The following is an 18928-nucleotide window of genomic DNA, read 5'->3' as shown; positions in this document are numbered from 1 at the left end:
TGGCAGTCGTTAGGGTCGTCGGATGTACGAGACGTACGCATCGCCCGCCCCGCCCGCGGCCCCGGCCCCCGAGCCGGCGCCCGCGGCGGCCGGACCTGCCCCGGGCGATGCCCGCAAGCCCGGCCTCCTGCGGGGCCTGCGGCACCGCGCCTTCTGGCGGAACCGGGCGGTCCGCGCCACCGCGCTGATCGTCCTGCTGGCCCTCTCCGGCCTGGTCCTGCTCGCTCTCGTACGGGAACAGACCGGCACCCGGGGCTTCCTGGTGGGCCTGGGCCTCGCCGTCTTCCCCGTGCCGCTGCTGCTGCTCGCGTTCCGCTGGCTGGACCGGGTCGAGCCGGGCCCCTGGCGGAACCTGGTCTTCGCGTTCACCTGGGGCTCCTGCGCCGCGGCCCTGGTCGCCATCACCGCCAACAGCTTCGCCGTGCGCTGGATAGCCGTGGCCACCGCCGACCCCGACAACGCGGACACGCTGGGCGCGACCCTGGTGGCCCCGGTCATCGAGGAGAGCGCGAAGGCGGCCGCGATCCTGTTGATCTTCCTGTTCCGCAGGCGGCACTTCACCGGCATCGTGGACGGCGTGGTCTTCGCGGGCTTCACCGCGACCGGCTTCGCCTTCACCGAGAACATCCTCTACCTGGGCAACGCCTTCGGCGAGGACCAGGAGTTCGGCTTCTCGGGGCTGGGGTCGGTGACGGCCGGGACGTTCTTCGTGCGGGTCATCATGTCCCCGTTCGCGCACCCCCTGTTCACCGTGCTCACCGGCATCGGCTTCGGGCTGGTGGCGCTCACCCCGACCCGCCGGGTGCGGGGGCGCGCCTGGGTGCGCGTCCGCCGCTTCCTGCTGCCGCTGACGGGCCTGCTGCTGGCCATGGGCATGCACGCGCTGTGGAACGGCTCGGCGTCGTTCGGCCCGCTGGCCTTCTACGGGGTGTACGGGCTGGTCATGGTGCCGGTCTTCGCCTTCCTGACCTGGCTGTCGATCTGGACGCGGCAGCGCGAGCTGCGGCTGCTGAGCTCCGAACTGCCCGCGTACGTCGCCGCCGGCTGGCTGGACCCGGCCGAGCCGTTCGCCCTGTCCTCGATGCGGGCCCGGTCCGTCGCCCAGGGGCAGGCCGCCCGGGTGCACGGGCCGGGTGCGGCGAAGGTGGTCGCCGAGTACGAGGAGGCGGCGACCGCGCTGGCCTTCCTGCGCTACCGGGCCCGGCGCGGGGCGGCCACCCCGGAGCTGGCCGCCCGGTTCCAGGCCCGCGAGCGGGAGCTGCTGCACCGCCTGTGGGAGCGCAAGCGCCTCGCGGGCCCGGCACTGGTGTACGCGGCGCAGATCACCGGCCGAATACGGCTGCTCCCGCCGCCGTACCACCCGGCCTACGCGGCCGCGTACAACCCGTACAAGACCTACTGAGCGGGCCGGCCGGGCCGGTCAGGCCGAGGCGACGGTCAGCTTCGACAGGTCGGCGTCGGTGAGGGTGAGGTCCGCCACCGCCAGCAGGGCCGGGAGCTGCTCGACCGTGCGGGCGCTGGCGATGGGGGCCACGACGGTCGGGCGGGAGGCCAGCCAGGCCAGGGCGACGGACGCGATCTCGGCGTCGTGCGTCCGCGCCACCTCGTCGAGGGCGGCCAGCACCTTGCGGCCGCGCTCGGTCCGGAGGTGCTGGGCCGCGCCCTCGGCACGCCGGCTGTCCACGGCCTCGCCGCCGACGCGGTACTTGCCGGTGAGGAAGCCGGCCGCCAGCGCGTAGTACGGGACGGCCGCCAGGCCCGCGTGCGAGGCGACCTCCTGGAGCTCGCCCTCGTAGGTGTCGCGGGAGACCAGGTTGTACTGCGGCTGGAGCGCGCTGTACCTCGCCAGGCCCTCGCGCTCGGCGAAGTCCAGCGACTCGCGCAGCCGGTCGGGCGCGATGTTGGAGGCGCCCACCGCGCGCACCTTGCCGTCCCGTACGAGCCGGTCGAGAGCGGTGACGATCTCCTCGACCGGCACGGCCGGGTCGTCGAAGTGCGTGTAGTAGAGGTCGATGTACTCGGTGCCCAGGCGGCGCAACGACGCCTCGGCGGCGGCCTTGACGGTGGTGGCGGACAGGCCCTTGTAGGAGGGGTGCGCGCCGACCTTGGTGGCGATCACGACCTCGTCCCGGTTGCCCCGGGCGGCCAGCCACTCGCCGAGGACGCGCTCGGACTCGCCGCCCTCGTTGCCCGGCGCCCAGGCCGAGTAGGAGTCGGCGCTGTCCACGAAGTTGCCCCCGCCCGCGACGTACGCGTCGAGGACGGCGAAGGACTGGTCGCGGTCGGCGGTCCAGCCGAAGACGTTGCCGCCGAGGGCGAGCGGGAAGACGTCGAGACCGGAGCCGCCCAGCGGGCGGAGAGGGGAGGAAGTCATGCCGTACGACAACCACCGGGCCCGCCGGGCCTATTCCGTGTACGGGTCAGGGATCAGACGGTGAGGCCCTTGCCGCGCAGCCAGGCCGCCGGGTCGACGCCGGCGCCGCCGGGGGTGTGGACTTCGAGGTGCAGGTGCGGTCCGGTGACGTTGCCGGTGGCGCCCACGTTGCCGATGGTCTGGCCGGTGGCGACGCCGGTGCCCGCCGCGACGTTCATCTGCGAGAGGTGGCAGTACCAGATCTCGGTGCCGTCCTTCAGCTCCAGCACGACGCGGTAGCCGTACGAACCGGACCAGCCGGCCGACGTGACGGTGCCGCCGTGCACGGCCTTGACCGGGGTGCCGGTCGGGGCGGCGAAGTCGAGCCCGGTGTGCTGTCCGGAGGACCACATCGAACCGGACTGGCCGTAGGTCGAGGTGAGGGTGTACGAGGAGGTGGGCAGCGAGTAGCTCGCGGCCAGCCTGGCGAGGCGCGCGGCCTCCGCCTCGGCCTTCGCCTCCGCCTCGGCGGCGGCCTTCTCGCGGGCTTCCTTCTCCGCCTTCTCCTTCTCGGCCTGCCGCGCCGTGGCGTCGGCCTGCTGCTGCGCCTTCTTCGCCTCGGCCGCGGCGTCCTGCACGGCCTTGTCGCGGGCCTCCTGCCGGACGGCCTCGTCGGCCACCGTGCGCTGCTGCTCGGCCTGCTGGAGGATGCGGGCGCGCAGGCTCTCCCCGGCGCCGGCGGGCTGCTGCCCGGCCGAGGCGGGGGTCGCGGCGGCGGCCGGCGCGGCGGCGACGGTCACGCCCGCCTCCGCGGGAGCCTCTTCGGCGGAGTCGGAGAGCAGGGCGCCCACGCCCGGCAGCGACGTGGCGTCCGGCAGCGAGTCGGCGAGCGAGTCCAGGGACTCGGCGAGCTGGTCCGGCAGGGATATCGACACGGCGGGCTTGTCCTGCGCGGTGGCGATGCCGCCCGCGCCGACGGCGGCGATCACGCCGACGCCGAGGACCGTGGAGCTGCGGGCGAGGGAGCCGCGCTGCTTGGCGACCCGGTGCTTGCCGCGCAGCGGGGCGGCGGAGTCGGCGGTGGGGTTCCACTCGTCGGCGGAGGCCGGTGGGGCGTCCGGGGCGAAGGGGGCGTCCGGGGCGGAGGCGGATTCCGGGGTCCCGAACGCGGCGAAGCCGTCGAAGCCGTCGCGCCCCTGCTGCTGCGGGATCAGCGGGCCCTGCGGAGACTGCGGGACCTGCACGGCCTCTGCGGCCCGCACGGCCTGCATCGGCTGGGTGACCTGCGCGGCCTGCGGAACTCCGGCGGCTGCGACGGCTTCGGGAGCGTGCGGAGCGAGAACGGCGGTGGCCCCGGTCCCCGTCCCGTACTCGTCGCCGGGGACTCCGTAAGCCGTGTAGGACAAAGCGGGGGCCGAGAAAGCGGGGGCTGCGGGGGCAGGCCTGTTGGACGCCACGGAGGCGCGCTCCTTTCCTTCCTTCTCGCCTACCGGGTTAGCTGACGGGTTCGGAGCAGGAAGGTCTCCTACGGGCCGGGTCGGGCCCGATTCACCCCAAGTGGTGGTTCCCCGGTTTCCTCACGGAATTCGGCGCACGCGCACGGCGCCGTCTCTGACGACGGCTGGGACGACCGTGCTGCGTTATCGAACGTTAATAGACATGTGACCGGAATTCCAAGCCGTCCCTCTTGATCCTTAACGCTCCGCAGTCACCTTTGGCCAGGACATTTCCGCTTATCTACCAGCGAACTGACGCCATCTCAGCGTCCCGGCCGCCCCGGCGGCCCCAGAACGCCCTGATCACCTCTGCCGCCCGCCCGACACCTCGTGCCCCCCTCACGGACGTTTGATGATCTCCACCGTCCGCCGCCGCGCCGGCTGCCCCACGCCCGGCCGCCCCACCGCGAGCAGCGCCATGTCGTCCGTCTGCTTGCCGCCGGTGTGCACCCGTACGTCACTGGTCAGCGCGTCCAGTACGGCATCGGGCCCGGGGAAGAGCGAATGCCGCAGCCGCACCGCCGGGTCGTAGAACCGGCCCGCCCCGTCCCGCGCCTCGGACAGGCCGTCGGTGTAGAACACGAGCATCGAACCCGCCGGGTACGCGAACTCCTTGGCCCGGTCCGGCCAGTCCCCCAGCTCCCCCATGCCCAGCGGCAGCGCGAACTCGTCCGGCTCCAGCTCGTCCAGTTCCCCGTCCGCGTACAGCAGCAGCGGCTCGGGATGCCCCCGGTTCACCAGGCGTACGACGCCCTCCGCGCGCGGGATCTCGGCGAGCACCGCCGTGGTGAAGCCCTCCAGCGCGTCCAGCCCCTCGCGCCGGGCGCCCTCGCGCTCCAGGGCCCGTTCCAGGCGCCGCGCGACGCCCTCCAGGCAGCTCTCCGTCTCGGCCGCCTCCCGGAACGCGCCGACCACCACCGCCACCGCCTCGACGGCCTCAAGTCCCTTGCCCCGTACGTCGCCCACCACGAGCCGCACCCCGTACGGCGTGTCCTGCACGGCGAAGAGGTCGCCGCCGATGAACGCGTCCGCCTCGGCCGCCTCGTACCGCGCGGCGATCTCCAGACCGCCGATGCGGGCCGGCGGGACCGGCACCACGGCCCGCTGCGCGGCCTCCGCGATGACCCGCACCGAGGCGAGCTGCCGCCCGCTGCGCCGCACGACCCGGTTGATCAGGATCGCCAGCACGGACACGGTGAGCACCGTGACCAGCTCCGTCGCGCTCACCACGGACGTCAGGGCGTCGTCGCAGATCCGCAGCCCCATCACGGCCAGCACGGAGGCGAGGGCCGTGAGCCCGGTGTTGGCCGGCGAGAAGAAGGGGGCCGCCACCAGCGGCGCGGCGGCGAACAGCGGCGAGGCGGTGAAGTCGGATGGCGTCAGCGCGTCGAAGAAGATCCCGCCGACGATCATCAGCGCGGGCAGCGCCCGTACGAACCGGCGCGTCGTGCGGCCGCTCTCCCGGGACGGACCGGGGACGCCGGGCATGCCGGGAGGACCGGACGCGCGGGGCGTGCCGGGCCCGCTGGACGCACTCCCCCCGGGCCCGCCGCCGGCGTCGCCCCCACGTCCGTCGCGCCCGTACCCCGCCACCGTCAGCTCTCCTGCCCAGGTCCGCACCGGGTGCGGACGGTACCGCTCCCCACCCAGGCTGGCCGGAGCCGCGCCGTACGGCGAATCGGCGTCCGCCGTACGGGTGACGGACGCGGCACCGCGCGGACATGCCGAAGGCCCGGAATCCTTGACGGACTCCGGGCCTTCGGACCACTGAGTAGCGGGGACAGGATTTGAACCTGCGACCTCTGGGTTATGAGCCCAGCGAGCTACCGAGCTGCTCCACCCCGCGTCGGTAGACACCAGCCTACGCCATCCCCGGCACCCCTCGCGACCACCTTGCCGCGCCGCACCCGCTCGCGGCCCTGCCTCTACCCTGGTGCCCGCACGTGACCGAATCGAACAGCGCGACGAACGGGATGTGACAGGTGTCGGGGGCGAACGGTGCGGAGCTGACGGGCAGGGTGCTGGGCGGTCGTTACCGCGTGACCGAGATCGTCGGACGCGGCGGCATGGGGGTGGTCGCCCGGGCCGTGGACCAACTGCTGAACCGCGAGGTCGCCGTCAAGGTCCTGCGGTCGTACACCGACGCCTCCGCGGCGGAACTGGCCGAACTGCGGGTCCGGATGCGGCGGGAGGCGCAGGCCGCCGCCCGCATCCGCCACAGCGGTGTCGTCACCGTGCACGACGTGGTCGAGGAGGCGGGGCAGCCGGTCATCGTCATGGAGCTGGTCGACGGGCCCTCCCTGGACGACGTGCTGGCTGAGCGCGGCACGCTCGACCCGCGCGAGGCCGCCGCGATCGGCGCCCGGCTGATGGACGCGCTCGACGCGGCGCACCGCGCCGGGGTGCTGCACCGGGACGTCAAGCCGGGGAACGTCCTGCTGGAGCGCGGCGGCCGGGTCGTCCTCACGGACTTCGGCATCGCCAGCCTGGAGACCACCGGCGACGAGGCGCTGTCCCGGCTGACCCGGAGCGGCCAGCTCGTCGGCTCCCTCGACTACCTCGCGCCGGAACGCGCGCAGGGGCAGGTGCCGGGCACCGCGTCGGACATCTGGGCGCTCGGCATGACGCTCTACACGGCCGTGGAGGGCGCCTCGCCGTTCCGCCGTACGTCGGTGTGGTCCACGCTGTCGGCGATCGTCGGCGATCCGCTGCCCGAGCCGACCCGGGCCGGGCCGCTCACCCCGGTGCTGCGGGCGCTGATGGAAAAGGACCCGCTGCGCCGGCCGGACGCGGCGCGGGCCCGCGAACTGCTGGAGGCGGTGGCGGGCGGCAGCGGCACGGACCTGGCCCCGCCACCGGCACCGGCCCAGGCATCGGCCTCGGCTCCAGCACCGGCATCGGCCCAGGACCCAGCACCAGCACCGGCATCGACCTCGGCCCCGGCCCCGCTCCCGACCCCGGCCCCGACGCCGGGCGCGATATCGCCCCCCACGCCGCCCCCCGGCTTCGGCCCCGCGCTCCCGCCGCAGGGTCGTGTCCCCGCCACCCCGCGGCCCGGCGCGTACGGCACTCCGCCGCCGGGTTTCGCGTCCGGCAGCCATCCCCCGTACACGCTTGCCCCGGCCCCCTCGGCAGCCGACGGCACCACCGTCGGGGACACCACAGGCGCCCCCGACGGGAACACCGCCCGCCACCGCACCCGCACGGTCGTCGCGGTGGCCGCCGCGACCGTCCTCATCGGCGGCGGCACCGTCTTCGCCCTGGTCGGCGGCGGCGACAGGGCCGGCGGCCCGTCCGCGGCCCCGCCCGCGGCGAGCTCCCCCGCCGACGCCGGGGCCCCCGAGCCCGGGACCCTCCCCGACGCCCCGCCCCCGGCCGGAACCCTGCCGACCGCCGCCCCGGACGGCGCGCCCTCCCGCGCGCCCGGCAGGAGCCCGTCGAGCGCCGCGACGAAGCAGGGCGGAGCCACCCCGCCCGCCACCGGCGACAGGGCCACCGCCCCGCCGCCCCCGGCGAGGTCCAGCGCCGCCGCGCCGCCGCGCGAGCCCACCCCGGTGTCGAAGGCGTGCACCGGCTGGGCCCACTCCAACCGCAGCGACGGCTACGGCCGCGCCGCCAAGACCACGCACCTCTACACCGGGCCGTACGCGGAGTGCTCGTACGTGACGGCGGTCAAGTCCGGCACCAAGATCTACTACCACTGCTACGTCAGCAACGCGTACGCCAACAAGTGGATCTACGGCCGCATCTCCGGCACGAAGACCGAGGGCTGGCTGATCGCCGACAAGTCCACACTGGACAGCGGCGAACTCAACCGCTGCGCGTCCTGACGCCGCGCGGGGGAACGCAGAACGGCCCGACCGGCTGGGAGGCCGGTCGGGCCGGGGGCGGTAGGCCGCGTGGGACTCGAACCCACAACCAACAGATTAAAAGTCGAAAGGCATTCGTCCAACTGGGTGAGTCATGATCCAGCTCGCGGACTCCCGCGCAGGTCAGGGGCTATGTCCCGTCCAGCTCGGACAGCATCAGGGAGTCCGCGAGCACCCCGTCTAAGGGCGTCCGCTCCCGCAATGCTCCCGCATCGCATGCCCTCTGACCTGCCCAGGTGGCGGACCGCTTGTTAGGCACCTAGAACGAGGTAGTGCGGTCGGGCGATGTCGAGCAAGACGTGGTGAACACCATCGCCCCTCAGGCGGCAGTCCAGACGACCTTCCAGGTCTTCACGCCAACGAGGACCTGCTCAACGGGGGCTCGGACCTGTTACCGGAAGTGATTGCGCTTCCCGCTTCCAGATGGTCAGCCCTCTTCGACAGTCGCTGCGGTTGCCCGGCAGTAGGCAGCTGACCACACGAGCGTCCCCGTCGATCACGTAGAAGAGGGCGTCTGCCCGGGAGCTGGGCGATCGTCGTCAGTCTGGAGCTTCACATCTCGGAACTGCCCAAGACCGTCACCGCGAACTAGGTATGTGCGGAACGAGTCGCACCGTTCTCATCGTCGCGGTACTCAGAGGGGGCGACGCTTGACGACCCCATGCGAAACAGGCCTGTCGTTTCGTCAAATCCTCACCGCAAAAATGGAGTTGGGTTGATCAGCGTGCGCGGCCGCTTTCGCCCTTGCTACGCTATGCGGCCAGAAGCGCAGTACGCACGTAGCTCTCCTATCTCACACCACATGCAGGTCACGCGAGGGGTCTCCCGGACGTGCCCATGGCTTCCTGCCCACGTCCCTTGACACAGGAGCTTCGCCATGTCCGTGTTTCATCATGGCCGTGCCATCGCGATGGCCGAAACCCCCGCCCAGAGATATGACGCTCTTCTGGCCTGCCTCTCACGTCGCATCGTCAGTCGAGCCGCCGGTACGTTCATTCCCGCTGGGACTCGACTGCTTGACCAGCCGCAGAAGCACTTGTGGCTTGGCATGCTCGCCAGCGAGGCGAAGTTGGTCAACGAGACCAACGCCGGCTTCCGCGGGCTTCAGATCACGCCACCCGCCCAAGGTTTCTCCTTCCGCGTCCGAACGCTGCCGGAAGCCCTCACGATCGAGGTCGGGGCGTCGACGTTCCTGGCACTCCATCCGACCGCGGAAGAGCAGCGCGACACCGCGATCACCCCACGCGACGCGCCTCTTTCCGACGCGCGCGGCGGGGCGGCTCGGGCGGGTGCGACCATTCGGCCTTCTACCTGGCCCACGGCTGGCGGCTCACCTCAGACTCGTACGCCGGCCTCAGGAAACGGCGGGAGGACGAAGTACCCTCTCGCGCAGATCTGGACGAAGGCCTCGATGGATCCTGTGCGGATCCCCGTCCACCTGCCTCCCGCAGGGGCTGTGTCGATGCGTGTCGGGGAGGCCGAGATCGCTGCGGCACTCCGCTCCGCCGCGTCCCGCCACGACCACCAGCTCTTCCGTCATCGCCTAGGCGCCCCAGCGAACGGCTCCCTGCCGCTCGAACATGACTTGGCCGATGAGCAGACGTGGGCCGCGTACGGCGTCCGCAACCTGGTCCCGGCGACGCATGTGCTGCCGCCCGAACATCGTGCCGCCGTCGAGATCGAGATCACGCCGGTCGACGGCCTCTTCGAGGTCTTCATCGCGGTGGTGAACACCACGCCAGCGCCCCAGGACCAGTTGATCGATGGCGTTCGCCCCTATGAGGAGGCGTACCTCGACACCCGCCTGTACCAGGTCGTCCTGACGGCGACGCTCGATGTGCCCGTCGAGCCGTACGAGCTGGAGCAGGTCGCGCAGTCACATCGGTATGAGCGGTCTGTGCCCGCGTTCGGACACGCCTCGCCCGTCTCACACAAGGAAGACGACGGACACACCACCCTCCGGACCGAGTTCGCCGCCACGGAACCGACTTGGCGCGGGTATCCCCGAAGAGAATCCTCCGATGCCGCCGGCCGACAGGTCCCGATCGACACTTCCTTCACCTCCTTGATCGCCGACCCGGTCGGCACCGTCTCCACACTCGTAGACCTTTTGGACGTCTGGGTGGACGACAAGTGGGGGACAACGGCCCTGAACGAACTTCACGCGGAACGCGGATGGAACGACAAGGCGCGCGCGGAGGCCGAGAAGGACGCGACGGCCGCGCGCGCGGAGGCGGCATGGGTGCGCGCCGGCTTGGATCTTCTGCACACGGACCCGAACGTGCGCGATGCCTTCGTGGCGGCGAACAAGGTGGTCCAGGCCGCCGCGGACGACTACGTCAGTTGGCACCCGTTCCAGGTCGCCTGGATCGTTGGATGCCTGCCCGGCATGGTCGACCCCAAGCGACACTCTGCGGTTAACATCGTCTGGTTCCAGACGGGCGGCGGTAAGTCCGAGGCCTATCTCGGCCTCATGCTCGCCACACTCTTCTACGGCCGGTACACCGGCGTCACCCGAGGCACTCAGGTATGGGCACGCTTCCCCCTGCGCCTGCTGGCCCTCCAGCAGACCGAGCGATTCGCGAAGATGGTCATGAACGCGGAGGTCCTGCGGCGACAGGATCCCCGCATCGCCCATACGGCGGCCTTCGGAATCGGGTACTTCGTCGGCGGCGGCAACACCCCGAACCGGCTCCGAAAGCCTGACGGCAGCAACTACTACAACGGACCGGACCCCACCGACCCCGCAACCGCCGAAGCGTGCAGGGTCTTGGACAACTGCCCGCTTTGTGGACAGGGCCTCACCGTCAAATGGGACGACCCGACCCACACCATGCGCCACATCTGCCAGAACTCCGCCTGCGACCTGGCCGGCGTGCTCCCTATCTGGGGTGTGGACGACGACATCTATCGCCGGGCACCATCCGTACTCGTCGGAACGGTCGACAAGCTCGCGCAACTCGGCCAGAACCAGGCCTTCCAGATCCTGCTCGGCCGCCCGCACTCCCTGTGCCCCAAGCACGGCTACTCCGCCAGCCCCACCTGGTGCCCCGTCTTCGGATGCAAGGAAGACCGGCGCCCGGTGCCTAAGGGCTTCGGACATGTGCGGCTTGAGATCGCCGACGAACTGCACCTGCTCGACGAGAGTCTCGGCGCGCTGGACGGCATGTACGAGTCGCTACTGCAGAAGATCAGCGAGCACCTCAAGAACGATCCCTTCCAGATCGTCGGCGCCACCGCGACCATCGAGGGTTACCAGAACCAGGTGCGGCACCTCTACGACCGCGAGGCCCGGCGCTTCCCCGTCAATGGCCGGGAGGCGGGGGAGACGTTCTGGTCGACTACCCGTAAGGGCGACCCCCTGCGCCGGTACCTCGGCGTACGCTCCCGGGCGAGCACCATGGTGACCGCCACCCGAGAGGTCGCGGTGGTTCACGATAAATGGGTGCGTGACCTGTGCGACGACCCCAAGAGCGTCGTCGCGGAAGCGGGCCTCGACGCGATCGATGCGGAGATCGTCGAGGAGGCGCGACGCGCGGGTGAGGATCTCTTCGAGGTCCTGGTCACCTACTGCCTGCGCAACGAGGACCTGACCAGCTTCGTCCGGGACCCCGCTGTACGGGAGCTGCTGGAAAGCGAAGACAACCTGGCGATCATCAACGGCGACACCAGCCCTGACGTCATCCGCTCAGCCGTCGCCCGCCTGCGGAATCCTCCGGCCCACAAATCGGAGCGGGTCAGGCTGATCGCCGCCACCAAGGCCATCGGGCACGGATTCGACGTCGCCCGCCTTGGCGTCATGGCTGTCATGGGAACACCGACCCAGGCATCTGAGATCATCCAGGCGTCCGCCCGCGTAGGACGTCGCTTTCCCGGGCTGGTGGTGAACGTGATCAACCCCAGCCGAGACCGCGACGCGAGCGTCTTCCGCTACTACCCGGAGTGGATCCGCTACCTGGACCGCTTGGTCCATAAGGTGCCCGTGAACCGGGAATCGGTGCCCGTCCTCAAACGGGTCCTGCCGGGCGGATTGATGGCGTGGTTCCTGCAGGTCCTCGACCGCGAGTGGATCACAGGGGGCCGCCGGCGCCGCTCTCTCGCCGACTCCACCGCCTTCCGCGACGCCGTGCGGGATGGAGTGTTGGACCGCGCGCTGCTCGTTTCCCTGCTTCGTCACGGATTTGGCATCGACGACACGAGTGTCTACCACCGGATGCACCGTGAGGCCATCGACGTCTGGGTCGATGATCAGCTGGCCACGCTTCCGTTTCGAGCGGAAGCCGGCAAGCGCCTCCCCGACCTGCTGCACCCGTCTGTGCCGCGATCCCTCCGCGATATCGAGGAGCCCTTGACCATCTACGGCGAGTTGTAGTCGCACGCGCGTCCCGCGCCTCGTGCCCCGCCGTCCCGCTCCCGTATCCGGAGAGATTCTGCATGGTCTTCGAACAACTCAACCGCAGCAACATCCAGGCGCTGTGGCGCTATATGCCGGGCCAGCCCTACAACTGGTCCTCAAAGGGCTCCGTCCTCGGCGAGCCGCCCCGCCAGGTGACCCCCCTTGATGTTCCCGAGGGCTGGGTCGCCCCACAGCTTCGCCGGTTGCTCCTGCCCTTCGAGAGCGCGTCGAACAACGGTTCCCGATCTGGCACCGAGCTCACCGCGATCGAACGACGTCAGTTCAGTCTGGTCAAGGCGGAGGACCTCCGAGCCGCCCGCTTCCCCAACACCTTCCTCTGCCGCGCGTGTGGCGCCTTCCGGCTCATCCGCAACAGTGACAGTTTGCCCACCTGCTCCACATCCAGCCACGGGCGGATGGAGCAGTTCTCCTGGTGCGAGGTCCACGAGTGCGGGCACCTGAGCGAGCTCGCGCCGCCTCGATGCGGCTCCGGCTGTCGTGCCGCGATGCGACTCAACAACACCCGCGACCTGAACACCTCCCGCTGGTACTGGACCTGCGACCGCTGCCAGCGGCGCTCTGACGATCCCGTTGTCAGATGGTGCGCCACCTGTCGCGACGGCCGTCCGCAAGTCATGCGGGTGCCCCAAACCGCCGCCTACTACCCACAGCAGATCACTGTCATCAACCCGCCCACCCGAGGCGACTACGGCGCGCTCGCCTATGAGGGTGTGTACGCGGCAGCAGTGGCTCAAAGCCTGGGCGCCCTGCCCAAGGGAGCCGAGGGGCTCCGCCGTGCCGGAGGCGCCAGCATTGCGGGCGGCGCTATAGAGCAGGCTCGCGAGACGGCGGAGGCACTCGGCCTCAAGCCGGAGGACGTGCTGTACCGCCAACTCATCGCGAAGGCCAAGGAGCGGGAAGGCGACACACCAGCCTGGGACACGCGGGTCGACGCCTTGGGCCGCGATCCCGAGACGATCGAGGTCTTCGGCGAAGAATGCCGGCAGCTTGGCCTCGCCTGGGACGCAAAGCCCCTGACCGTCCAAAATCTGCTCGATGGTGACGCGGGCACGCAACTGGAGGCCTACTACCAGCAATACCCGAAGCTGATCTCGCGCTACGGATTCTCAGACGTCACCCTGCTGCGAGAACTGCCCATCGCGTACATAGTGGCGGGCTACACGAGGATCAGCAGCAATGCGGTGGCCACCACCCGCCGCGGGACCCAGACCAGGCAGCGGTTCCGCTTCTTCCCGGCGGGACGCGACAGTAAGTTCCCCATGTACGGAGTGCGAACCGAGACCGAGGGCCTACTGTTCGAATTGGACAAGCTCGCCGTGGTGCGATGGCTCGTCGGCTCCGGCGTCATCGAGGACCCCGGCCTCGAAACCCAGGAAGAGGCCCAGCGATGGATCTTCCAGCTCAGCGATCCAGTCCTCGACGCCTTCAACGCACCTGACAACGACATCACGAAGGCCCTCCTCGGCCTCGTCCACTCCATGGCACACCGCATGATGAAGGCCCTCGCCACCCGGTGCGGGCTCAACGTCGACTCCCTCGGGGAATATCTCTTCCCCTCCAATTGCGCTTTCCTCGTCTACGCCAACACCCGCAGCAACTTCACACTCGGCGGGCTCGAACACGTCTACCGATTCGACTTGGAAGATGCGCTGTGTGAACTAGACGCGGAGACCCGCTGCGTGTTCGATCCGCCTTGCCGACGCGACTTCGGCGGAGCGTGTGCCGCGTGCCTACACATCTCCGAGGTCGCCTGCGCGAGGTTCAACACCGTTCTGGACCGGAACTTGCTGTTCGGCACGCTTCCCCCCCTCCTGCCCGGCGCCAGCCAAAGCTCACATCCAGGAAGAGAAGGCGAACGACAGTGGCGCGGGTACTGGAGCCGCTGAGACCCCTAGTCTCCCTGCTCCTACAGGCACCAGCCCCTGCGGAAACCGCGGCGGCCGCGACCAACATCGCGGCCGCCGCCGGCACCGGCCCCGAGATAGCCGCGCTCATCCAGGACGCCGTAGTCGATCGACGGCTCGTGTCGTACGCTCTCGTCCACGCTGGTGTCGTGGACGAAGTCGGAGAAAGCACGCAGGCCGCACCTCTCCTTCTCGCTCAGGCTCACGCCATGGTTGCGATGTCACTCGAAGAAGGATGGGAGCTCGTGCTCACTGTCCCGGCCTTCCTTACCGAGTCCTTGAACGAGATGTCGCGTGACAACGGAGGTCCTGGGCTGCCACTCGACACGGGCCGGACGATTCGCCATGTCGCCGAGAGCGCGCAATCGCACCTGGTAATCGCCGCACCCTACCTACACCCCTCCTTCGCGGCCACGGTGGCGCCAGCCCTCAGCACCCTCACCGAGGCTGGCGGGACCGGCACAGTGATCACGAGGGCGCTGGGTCGGTCCGCGCCCGACCGCTCCAATGCCAACGTGGCAGCGGTGGAAGTTTTACGGGGTGCGGTCAGTGCGGCGGGCGGGCTGAGGGTGTGCTCATGGGACGAGAGCGGGTTGGGTATCCACTTCAAAGTCGTCTTGGCCGACGACCAACTTGCGTACATCGGTTCTGCGAATCTCACCCCCGGCGGAACCCGTGCTCACGCTGAAGCGGGCATGCTCCTGCGGGGCAGTCGAGTAAAGGCTCTCTCCCGTTGGCTCCACGTTGTGGCGAACGAGCTCGCGCGGCGCTCGTAGTGTGCCTACTGAATTTTTCCTCACTGAGGTACGGAAGGGAAAATGAGGGGGTAACTGGTGATGCGACGACCATTATGAGCAATAAAGCGCCTGTGGAGGTGGCAACTGATGAGAGCATGCGCGCTCGGCATTACCACCCGACACAGCACGAGGCCGCCACGGACGCCAACGGGCGAAGCAAGCCCTTCCGACTTACCAGGCTGAAATTAACCGTCCGCGTCGCTGTCGTCCGCGTCGCTGCCGACCGGCTCCTCTTTGATCTTTCCAGCGGGCTTAAGTTTAGGCTGAGCGTCGTGGACATCGAGTCCGCGGTAGTAACGCCAGGCACTCGCATAGTCGGCCTGGGAATCGCGGTACATGATCACGTATCCCATGAGTGCGGCGACCTGCCATCCCTCCGGAAGGCAAGTGGCCACCAGCCGAAAGGCCTGATCGGCGGTCATCGGGCCATCGGGTACTGAGACAGCTACGTCCTGGTAGATGACCGACTCTTCGTAGCGGAAGTTGTACGGCACCAAGTTCTTGATCTGTGCGAGAAGTATTTCGAGAGTTTGCTCGCCAGGGACGAGCCCCTCCACCTTTCGCTCCAGGTCGATCCCGAACAGTACGTCGAAATGGTTCTTCTTGAGAACCGTACGGTCGCGGTTACGACCTGGGTCCTTGTTGCCGAACCCGTTCGTGTTCCACGGGATGTGCCCGTCCTTCTTGTACTGCTTTATCAGCAATTTCTCGGGAGCGACAGCAGTGAAGTCTTCGGCGACGAAGAGGCACTTGAACGTCATCTCGTCGAGCGAGATACCCGTTCGTCCCGAAATCTTCTTGAGGTGGTTCCCGAGGCGCTGAGGCAGGGGCTTTTCCGCTTTACCCACGTACACCAGCTTGGGCTCAGCGTCCGCCTCCGTCTGCCGGTAGAGCTGATAGACCCCGGATCTGCTGCTGAGGTTCTCGACGACAGCTCGGCGGTCCAGCTCATCAAGGTTGACCTGCGTGAGAGGGGCGGGCGTCAGCTTGGCCAGTTCCTCTGCGAGCTGGTCCCCCAGCGCCTTGGTAATGCTCAGGCGGAACTGATTACTGAACGATGCGGCCATGCCTGCAACAACCTCCCCGTGGCGCGTGATCACCGTCACTCTAACCGGTGATTCTGGCGGCCAGGTGGCACAAGTACATGAATGGACTGTAGTGATCAACAACTCCGCGGTATGCTTTGCCCATGTCTGAGCTGGGGAAAACGAGTGACAAGGTCAGGACGTCCGTAGAGCTGTTCGCGGGCGGCGGGGGGCTCGCGATGGCCGTACACCGTGCGGGATTCCGCCCCTTGCTCGTGAACGAGTACGCCACGCGGGCATGCGAGACGCTTGAGAACAACGGCGCCGAGGTCCGAGACAAGGACGACACGAGCATCCCCAAGCCAGGTAAGGCGCGCCCAGGGAAGCGGGCGGCCGGCTGGCCCCTCATCAAGGGCGACGTTCGTTCCATCACGTCGTTCGAGTTCCTCAAAGACGCGGAGGTCGACGTCCTTGCGGGCGGCCCTCCCTGCCAGCCGTTCAGCCTCGGCGGCGCGCATAAGGGCACGGAAGACGACCGGAACATGTTCCCCGAGATGTTCAGGGCCATCCGGCAGATGCGACCCAAAGCGGTCATCTGCGAGAACGTGCGAGGTCTGCTGCGCCCTTCGTTCAAGCCGTACTTCGACTACATCTTGCGCGAGATGCAATTGCCGTTCGTTCAGCGTGCTGACGGGGCGACTTGGGAAGAGCATGACGAGGTCCTACAGAAGACCCTTGCCGAGGATCGGACCGATCCAGCGGAGCGGTACATCCTCACCCCGATGCCAGTCAATGCGGCTGATTACGGCGTTCCTCAGATCCGGCAGCGAGTCATCATCGTGGCGTTCCGAGCTGACCTCAATGTCGACTGGGAGAAGCACAAGCCCACTCCGACGCACTCCGAGGCTGCCTTGCTCCAGTCGATGTACAACGGTTCGTACTGGAAGCGGCACGGGGTGTCCGACGAGGTCCGAGACCGCTTCATGGACAACCTGCCCCAGCAGTCCTTGCCTATAGATGACGGCCAGACCTTGAAGGCATGGCACACGCTGCGCGATGCCATCGCCGGCATCTACGAGAACAAGGGCAAGCCGCTGCCTCCCCTTCTGCTGGAACACGTCACTAACAAGGAACAGGTCGGCACGGTGGCGGACCATGTGGGGTGGCCCGGAGCCCGAACCTACCCAGGGCACACGCCGAACTTGCTGGACCGGCCCGCCAAGACCGTAAAGGCCGGCGTACATGGCGTCCCAGGGGGCGAGTCCGTCATGCAGTTGGACGACATCGCGTTCGACGGTAGCGGGTACCGGTACATGACCGTTCGGGAGACCGCCCGGGTTATGACCTTCCCCGACGACTGGGCCCTCGCCGGCCCCCGCGGGGAGAAGATGCGACAACTGGGCAACGCCGTACCCGTCAAGCTCGGCGAGGTCTTCGCCCAGGCAGTAGCCGCCGCGCTCGATGCCGCCGAGGGACGCAAATGACCGACCCCACGAACGGTCAAAAGGGGTGGAGCGATCGTCTGCCACCCGACCGAGCATGGAAGCCGAGAGCCAGCATGACCAGGGTGGCCCGCTCGGCCGAACAAGATCGTGCGGCCGGTGGACTTCACCGGCGCGCGGTCGACCTCGGCCAAGGCCGATACGCTCGGGCATCCATTGCGCTCCGTCTCTACCGCAGCACCCGCCGCATCCGGGCCTACCTTCGCTGGTCCGACCACGGGACCACGCACGAGCGATACGTCGGTGAGGTGGACGCGGCGACGCGAGCAGCGAACCTGGAACGAGCCTGGGCATCCGCCCGCGCGCAGGAGTTCGTCACCGACGAGCAGGTGCCCGCCAGCTCATGGGCCTCGTCCCCAGCCTCGCGAGCAGTCATGTCCGCAAACAAGGGACGAGACACGAAGCCCGAGCGGCTGTTGCGGTCCGCGCTCCACAGCCAGGGCCTGCGGTACCGAGTGGGAGTGAGGCCCATCCCGGATCTTCGCCGCACAGCCGATGTGGTCTTTCCCAAGGCGCGCGTCGCTGTCTTCGTCGATGGGTGCTACTGGCACGGCTGCCCCGAACACCATCGTCCCGCCAAGAAGGGGGCGGAGTTCTGGCAGGAGAAGATCGACGGGAATCGAGCCCGCGATGTCGAGACCAACGAGGCACTGCGTAAAGCAGGTTGGCTCGTCATTCGGGTGTGGGAACACGAAGATCCGGAACAAGCCGCTGAAGAAGTGGTGCAGGCGCTGCGGTCGAGGCAGGTCAGCACGTCAAGCACCACCGGCCGAGAGTAACCGCACGGACATGCTCTGCCGCGCCTCAACCGGCCTGGCGGTGGAGCAGCAAGGGGTGCGCCCAGTACCGGACGTGGCCCGGTTCGGAGTCACACCTTGGCCTGCCCTTCGCTTTCAGCGATTCCGGAGGCTTCAGCAGTCTCACCCAGCAGGCCGAGGTGTGCGGCGAAGCTGATCCTCAGGCTTTCGAGCACGGCCTTGCCCTTGCTCTCAGTCGCGTAGGACGGATAGCCGATCACTCCCGACTCCGTGTAGGCGCTCATCCCCTGCACGAGGGGGAAGGGCCGGGCGCCGCCATCGTGGTCCGCGTCGGTGTAGCCCTCCCGCACCAGCTCTGGGGCGGCGTGAAGGAGGATGGAAGTCTCGATCTCGCTGGCATGCATATCGCCGTGCCGGTCCGAGGTCAGTTCTCCGTAGTCCCGCGCGGTCCCAGTCCGATCCGAGCGGGAAGAGAGACACAGCGGGGCCGTCAACGTTGGCCTCCTGAGCGATATTCGACAGGACGTAGTTCCCCCCGTGTCCGTTCACGATCACCAGCTTGGTTATGCCAGACCATGCGAGGGAGACCTGGATGTCGTCGACCACGGCGAACAGAGTCTTGGCGCTGATACTGACGGTGCCTGGGAACGCCGCGTGCTCGTGACCGCATGACATGGTGATCGGCGGGAGCAAGTGCACGGAGTAGGCGTCGGCGATCTCCTGGCCGATGATGCAGGCGATCGCCGTGTCCGTGGTGAGCGGTAGGTAGCGAACCTGAACTTGTTCCGCTTTGACGGACACCATTGG

At 68.8% G+C, this 18928-nt stretch carries 13 protein-coding genes, 1 tRNA gene, 2 pseudogenes and 1 riboswitch; of the genes and pseudogenes, 7 read left to right on the top strand and 9 right to left on the bottom strand.

The annotated features are described in order from the left end of the window. Positions 1–22 precede the first annotated feature (22 nt). Positions 23–1402 carry a PrsW family intramembrane metalloprotease gene (locus tag ACIP93_RS04575; RefSeq protein ID WP_401755556.1) on the top strand — a complete coding sequence of 460 codons (1380 nt, stop codon included), beginning with the start codon at positions 23–25 and terminating at the stop codon, positions 1400–1402. An 18-nt stretch (positions 1403–1420) separates the two neighbouring features. Here the strand turns inward: ACIP93_RS04575 and ACIP93_RS04570 are convergent, their stop codons facing one another. The 4 genes from ACIP93_RS04570 to ACIP93_RS04555 all read right to left on the bottom strand — a co-directional run bounded on the left by ACIP93_RS04570 (position 1421) and on the right by ACIP93_RS04555 (position 5695). Further along, positions 1421–2374 carry an aldo/keto reductase gene (locus tag ACIP93_RS04570; protein ID WP_345220545.1) on the bottom strand — a complete coding sequence of 318 codons (954 nt, stop codon included), beginning with the start codon at positions 2372–2374 and terminating at the stop codon, positions 1421–1423. A 53-nt stretch (positions 2375–2427) separates the two neighbouring features. Continuing rightward, positions 2428–3624 (bottom strand): M23 family metallopeptidase, encoded by a 1197-nt coding sequence (locus ACIP93_RS04565; protein WP_401755673.1) that lies wholly within the window; start codon positions 3622–3624, stop codon positions 2428–2430. A 197-nt stretch (positions 3625–3821) separates the two neighbouring features. Then, a riboswitch (cyclic di-AMP (ydaO/yuaA leader) is annotated at positions 3822–3955 on the bottom strand. Between the two features lie 233 nt (positions 3956–4188). Further along, positions 4189–5337, bottom strand: a complete 1149-nt coding sequence (locus tag ACIP93_RS04560) for a PP2C family protein-serine/threonine phosphatase (protein WP_401755553.1) — start codon at positions 5335–5337, stop codon at positions 4189–4191. Positions 5338–5621: 284 nt separating this feature from the next. After that, a tRNA-Met gene (locus ACIP93_RS04555) sits at positions 5622–5695 on the bottom strand. A 220-nt stretch (positions 5696–5915) separates the two neighbouring features. Here ACIP93_RS04555 and ACIP93_RS04550 point away from each other — a divergent pair. Beyond that, a complete protein-coding gene (locus tag ACIP93_RS04550; protein WP_401755670.1) occupies positions 5916–7679 on the top strand; it encodes a protein kinase in 1764 nt (587 codons plus the stop codon). A 290-nt stretch (positions 7680–7969) separates the two neighbouring features. Here the strand turns inward: ACIP93_RS04550 and ACIP93_RS04545 are convergent. Continuing rightward, positions 7970–8109 (bottom strand): annotated as a pseudogene (locus tag ACIP93_RS04545) (IS5/IS1182 family transposase); the annotation flags it as partial. A gap of 486 nt (positions 8110–8595) precedes the next feature. Between ACIP93_RS04545 and ACIP93_RS04540 the strand changes: the two are divergent. Together ACIP93_RS04540 and ACIP93_RS04535 are read left to right on the top strand one after the other, a co-directional pair. Then, complete coding sequence (locus ACIP93_RS04540; RefSeq protein WP_401755550.1) at positions 8596–12090, top strand: helicase-related protein; 3495 nt, start codon at positions 8596–8598, stop codon at positions 12088–12090. Positions 12091–12152: 62 nt separating this feature from the next. Then, positions 12153–14021 (top strand): hypothetical protein, encoded by a 1869-nt coding sequence (locus tag ACIP93_RS04535; RefSeq protein ID WP_401755548.1) that lies wholly within the window; start codon positions 12153–12155, stop codon positions 14019–14021. Between the two features lie 20 nt (positions 14022–14041). Here the strand turns inward: ACIP93_RS04535 and ACIP93_RS04530 are convergent, their stop codons facing one another. Then, on the bottom strand, positions 14042–14245 hold the full coding sequence (locus ACIP93_RS04530; RefSeq protein WP_401755545.1) for a hypothetical protein: 204 nt from the start codon (positions 14243–14245) through the stop codon (positions 14042–14044). Positions 14246–14248: 3 nt separating this feature from the next. On the opposite strand from ACIP93_RS04530, the gene ACIP93_RS04525 reads away from it, so the two are divergent. Further along, positions 14249–14815, top strand: coding sequence for a phospholipase D-like domain-containing protein (locus tag ACIP93_RS04525; protein ID WP_401755542.1), 567 nt, complete (start codon positions 14249–14251; stop codon positions 14813–14815). Positions 14816–15021: 206 nt separating this feature from the next. Here the strand turns inward: ACIP93_RS04525 and ACIP93_RS04520 are convergent, their stop codons facing one another. Next, positions 15022–15942, bottom strand: coding sequence for a GIY-YIG nuclease family protein (locus tag ACIP93_RS04520; protein WP_401755539.1), 921 nt, complete (start codon positions 15940–15942; stop codon positions 15022–15024). Positions 15943–16025: 83 nt separating this feature from the next. On the opposite strand from ACIP93_RS04520, the gene ACIP93_RS04515 reads away from it, so the two are divergent. Together ACIP93_RS04515 and ACIP93_RS04510 are read left to right on the top strand one after the other, a co-directional pair. Continuing rightward, the gene (locus tag ACIP93_RS04515) at positions 16026–17345 is read left to right on the top strand and encodes a DNA cytosine methyltransferase (protein ID WP_401755536.1); all 1320 of its coding nucleotides are present in this window, start codon (positions 16026–16028) and stop codon (positions 17343–17345) included. 74 nt (positions 17346–17419) lie between these two features. Beyond that, the gene (locus ACIP93_RS04510) at positions 17420–18142 is read left to right on the top strand and encodes a very short patch repair endonuclease (protein ID WP_401755533.1); all 723 of its coding nucleotides are present in this window, start codon (positions 17420–17422) and stop codon (positions 18140–18142) included. An 89-nt stretch (positions 18143–18231) separates the two neighbouring features. On the opposite strand, the gene ACIP93_RS04505 is transcribed toward ACIP93_RS04510, so the two are convergent. Then, complete coding sequence (locus ACIP93_RS04505) at positions 18232–18615, bottom strand: creatininase family protein (protein ID WP_401755530.1); 384 nt, start codon at positions 18613–18615, stop codon at positions 18232–18234. A 43-nt stretch (positions 18616–18658) separates the two neighbouring features. Then, positions 18659–18925, bottom strand: a pseudogene (locus ACIP93_RS04500) (creatininase family protein); the annotation flags it as partial. Positions 18926–18928 lie beyond the last annotated feature (3 nt).

This window comes from Streptomyces sp. NPDC088745 (genome assembly GCF_044751045.1).
In the GTDB taxonomy this organism is placed as follows: domain Bacteria; phylum Actinomycetota; class Actinomycetes; order Streptomycetales; family Streptomycetaceae; genus Streptomyces; species Streptomyces cremeus.
This window is presented reverse-complemented; position numbering and strand designations above follow the sequence as displayed.

Excerpts from the sequence above, each read along its gene's own strand:
- ACIP93_RS04575 (WP_401755556.1), top strand. The coding sequence starts at position 23 with ATGTACGAGACGTACGCATCGCCCGCCCCGCCCGCGGCCCCGGCCCCC.
- ACIP93_RS04570 (WP_345220545.1), bottom strand. The coding sequence starts at position 2,374 with ATGACTTCCTCCCCTCTCCGCCCGCTGGGCGGCTCCGGTCTCGACGTC.
- ACIP93_RS04565 (WP_401755673.1), bottom strand. The coding sequence starts at position 3,624 with ATGCAGGCCGTGCGGGCCGCAGAGGCCGTGCAGGTCCCGCAGTCTCCG.
- ACIP93_RS04560 (WP_401755553.1), bottom strand. The coding sequence starts at position 5,337 with ATGCCCGGCGTCCCCGGTCCGTCCCGGGAGAGCGGCCGCACGACGCGC.
- ACIP93_RS04550 (WP_401755670.1), top strand. The coding sequence starts at position 5,916 with ATGGGGGTGGTCGCCCGGGCCGTGGACCAACTGCTGAACCGCGAGGTC.
- ACIP93_RS04540 (WP_401755550.1), top strand. The coding sequence starts at position 8,596 with ATGTCCGTGTTTCATCATGGCCGTGCCATCGCGATGGCCGAAACCCCC.
- ACIP93_RS04535 (WP_401755548.1), top strand. The coding sequence starts at position 12,153 with ATGGTCTTCGAACAACTCAACCGCAGCAACATCCAGGCGCTGTGGCGC.
- ACIP93_RS04525 (WP_401755542.1), top strand. The coding sequence starts at position 14,249 with ATGGTTGCGATGTCACTCGAAGAAGGATGGGAGCTCGTGCTCACTGTC.
- ACIP93_RS04515 (WP_401755536.1), top strand. The coding sequence starts at position 16,026 with ATGTCTGAGCTGGGGAAAACGAGTGACAAGGTCAGGACGTCCGTAGAG.
- ACIP93_RS04510 (WP_401755533.1), top strand. The coding sequence starts at position 17,420 with ATGACCAGGGTGGCCCGCTCGGCCGAACAAGATCGTGCGGCCGGTGGA.